The sequence below is a fragment of the Arthrobacter sp. Y3225116 genome, assembly GCF_059091245.1.
This window is the reverse complement of sequence record NZ_JBNHGL010000309.1, coordinates 1-2,895: the sequence shown is the minus strand read 5'-3', so window position 1 is coordinate 2,895 and position 2,895 is coordinate 1. Positions and strand designations below refer to the sequence as shown.

Here is a 2,895-nt window from a genome sequence, read left to right as displayed (position 1 = left end):
CTGGCTGGCACGGGACCTGGCGAACATGCCCTCCAACGTGAAGAACCCGGAGTGGATGGCCGGTCAGGCCGCGCGCCTCGCCGCGGCCCGGGGCCTGGGCATCCGCACGTGGGACGAGCATCAGCTGGCTGCCGGAGGGTTCGGCGGCCTGCTGGCGGTGGGATCGGCCTCGCCGACTCCGCCCAGGCTGGTCCAGCTGGACTACACGCCCGCACAGGCCGGCGAGAACACCAGGCACATCGTCATCGTCGGCAAGGGCATCACCTTCGACACCGGCGGGCTGTCGCTCAAGCCGCGGGAACCGATGGTGCCGATGAAGACCGACATGGCGGGCGCCGGCGTCGTGCTGGCGGTGCTGGCCGCTGCGGCGGAGCTGCGCGTCCCGCACCGTGTCACCGGCCTGCTCGCCCTGGCCGAGAACGCGATCGGCGCCGACGCTTACCGGCCCGGCGACGTGGTGACCGTCCACGACGGCACCACGGTGGAGATCGGCAACACGGATGCGGAGGGGCGCATGGTGCTGGCCGACGGCCTCTCCTACGCCGCCGCCCGGCTGCAGCCCGACGTCCTGGTGGATATCGCCACCCTCACCGGTGCGGCGTCCCTGGGGCTGGGCAGGCAGCATGCGGCGCTGTACGGTACCCGGCCGTCCCTGGTGCGCGCCTTCGAAGCCGCGGGGGAGGCAACCGGGGAGCGGGTCTGGCACATGCCGCTGGACGAGGTGGCGGCCGAATACGGCTTCGCGTTGGAATCCGGCATCGCCGACATCTCGCACATCGCATCCCAGCGGTCGAAGGTCGGCGGGGGATCGATCACCGCGGCGCTGTTCCTGCGCGAATTCACCGGCACCCTTCCGTGGATCCATCTGGACATCGCCGGCCCCGCCCGGGCAGACTCCGACCGGGCCGAGGTCACGAAGGGCGGCACGGGGTACGGCGCCCGGCTGCTGCTGTCCTTCCTGCGCTCCTACCGCGGCTAGCACCGGGCCGGGCGGCGGCCGGCCGCCCGCGGGCAGGGAGCCGCGGGACGGTCAGCGTTTGACGGCCAGCAGCAGTCCCTCGCCGGTCGGCAGGATGGTGGACAGCAGCTGGTCGTTGTCCCGGATGGCCTTGCCGACCTTGCGCAGCGTGGTGGTGGATTCTTCGCGGATGGCCGGATCCGAGACCCGGTCGTGGTCCAGGGCGTCGTTGACAATCAGCATGCCGCCGCGCTTGAGCAGCCGGACCGCTTGCTCCACGTACAGCGGATACGAGGGCTTGTCCGCGTCGACGAAGACGAGGTCGTAGGCGTTGTCGGTCAGCCGGGGCAGCACGTCGGCCGCGCGGCCGGAGATGGTGCGGGTGCGGTTGCCCGGAATACCGGCATCGACGAAGGACTGGCGTGCCGCACGCAGATGGTCGACGTCCGCATCGATGGTGGTCAGCACCGCGGCCGGCGGCAGTCCGCGCAGGAGGCAGACCCCGGAGACACCGGCGCCGGAACCGATTTCCACCACCGTCTGCGCCTTGGTACCCGCGGCGAGGACCGTCAGGGCGGCGCCGACCCCCGTGCCGACAGCGGCAACGCCCAGTTCATGGGAACGCTCACGGGCCCGAAGCAAGACGTCATCCTCGGCGGGGAGCCCCTCCGTGTAGGACCAACTCGTCTGCTTGTCGGCACTCATGAAATATCGCTTTCTCTTCAGCTTTTGCGGGGAAACGGCGCAGGGCCGCAGTGCCAAGCCTACTGCCACAGGTGGCGGGATCAGGCGCGTGCCCCGGCGTCGGGACACGCTGCCGCCGGCCGGGGCAGACGGGGGACCGGGCTTAGCGGTATTTGTGCAGCCGGTTTACAGAATTCTCCCAGTTTTTTGCGCCAAGATGGGTACCCGGGACGCCGAAAGCCAGACCGGCAGCACGCAGCCGCATTCCCGGACCCCCAGGAGGTGGGCGGCATGCGGGCGGTCCGACGAAGGGGCACGATGATGACGAAGCTACAGGACGCCGCGTCGGCCGCCGCGGCCGGCAACGATCAGTGGGTCGCTCCGACGTGGGAAGAAGTCGTGAGCAACCACTCCGCCAAGGTCTACCGCTTGGCCTTCAGGCTCACGGGCAACCGGTACGACGCCGAAGACCTCACCCAGGAAGTCTTTGTCCGTGTTTTCCGGTCGCTGGACAACTTCAAGCCCGGCACGCTGGACGGCTGGCTCCACCGGATCACCACCAACCTTTTCCTGGACCAGGCCCGGCGCAAGAGCCGGATTCGGTTCGATGGACTGAGCGACGAAGCCGAAGCCCGGCTGCCCGGCAAGGATCCCGGCCCCGAGCGCAGCTTCGAATTCAACAACCTGGATATCGATGTCCAGGCCGCCCTGGAAGAGCTGCCGCCGGACTTCCGCGCCGCAGTGGTGCTCTGCGACCTGGAGGGGCTGTCCTATGACGAGGTCTCCGCGGCCCTTGGCGTCAAGCTGGGCACCGTCCGCTCGCGGATCCACCGTGGCCGGACCATGCTCCGCGAAAAGCTGGCGCACCGGGATCCCACCGAGCGCCCGCGCCTGAAACTGCCGCGAATCGCCGGAGCCCACTGATCGCTGCCATGCTCCACCCGGGAAGAGAGCTGGCGGAGTACCTGGACGGCGAACTCTCCGATGATCGCCGCCCGGCCCTCGAACGCCATCTTCAACGCTGCCGGCGGTGCCGCAAGAGTGTCGACGAATTCCGCCGGATCCAGGACCGCCTGCGCTCGCTGGACGTGCCGCCCCCTGACGACAACCTGACCGCGCGGTTGCTGCGCTGCAGCCAGCCCGGGGCTGCCGGACCGGCCGGCCCCCCGCTGGGCCTCGACCCCTCCGGTACCGGGGAAAACCGGCACGACGGCGTACCCGCGGACGCGCGCACCCCCGCGCCGGGCGGTGCC

At 70.2% G+C, this 2,895-nt stretch carries 4 protein-coding genes; 3 read left to right on the top strand and 1 reads right to left on the bottom strand.

The features are described 5' to 3' along the window. Window positions 1-979 (top strand): leucyl aminopeptidase family protein (locus AC5RV2_RS16605; protein WP_494093249.1); only part of this gene is annotated, 979 nt, incomplete at its 5' end. Window positions 980-1,030: 51 nt separating this feature from the next. Here AC5RV2_RS16605 and AC5RV2_RS16600 read toward each other — a convergent pair. Further along, a complete protein-coding gene (locus tag AC5RV2_RS16600) occupies window positions 1,031-1,663 on the bottom strand; it encodes an O-methyltransferase (RefSeq protein ID WP_494093248.1) in 633 nt (210 codons plus the stop codon). A 300-nt stretch (window positions 1,664-1,963) separates the two neighbouring features. Between AC5RV2_RS16600 and sigE the strand changes: the two genes are divergently transcribed. Both sigE and AC5RV2_RS16590 read left to right on the top strand, forming a co-directional pair. After that, window positions 1,964-2,566 carry an RNA polymerase sigma factor SigE gene (gene sigE, locus AC5RV2_RS16595; protein ID WP_494093250.1) on the top strand — a complete coding sequence of 201 codons (603 nt, stop codon included), beginning with the start codon at window positions 1,964-1,966 and terminating at the stop codon, window positions 2,564-2,566. An 8-nt stretch (window positions 2,567-2,574) separates the two neighbouring features. After that, window positions 2,575-2,895: anti-sigma factor family protein (locus tag AC5RV2_RS16590; protein WP_494093247.1), on the top strand; the 321-nt coding region annotated here is incomplete at its 3' end.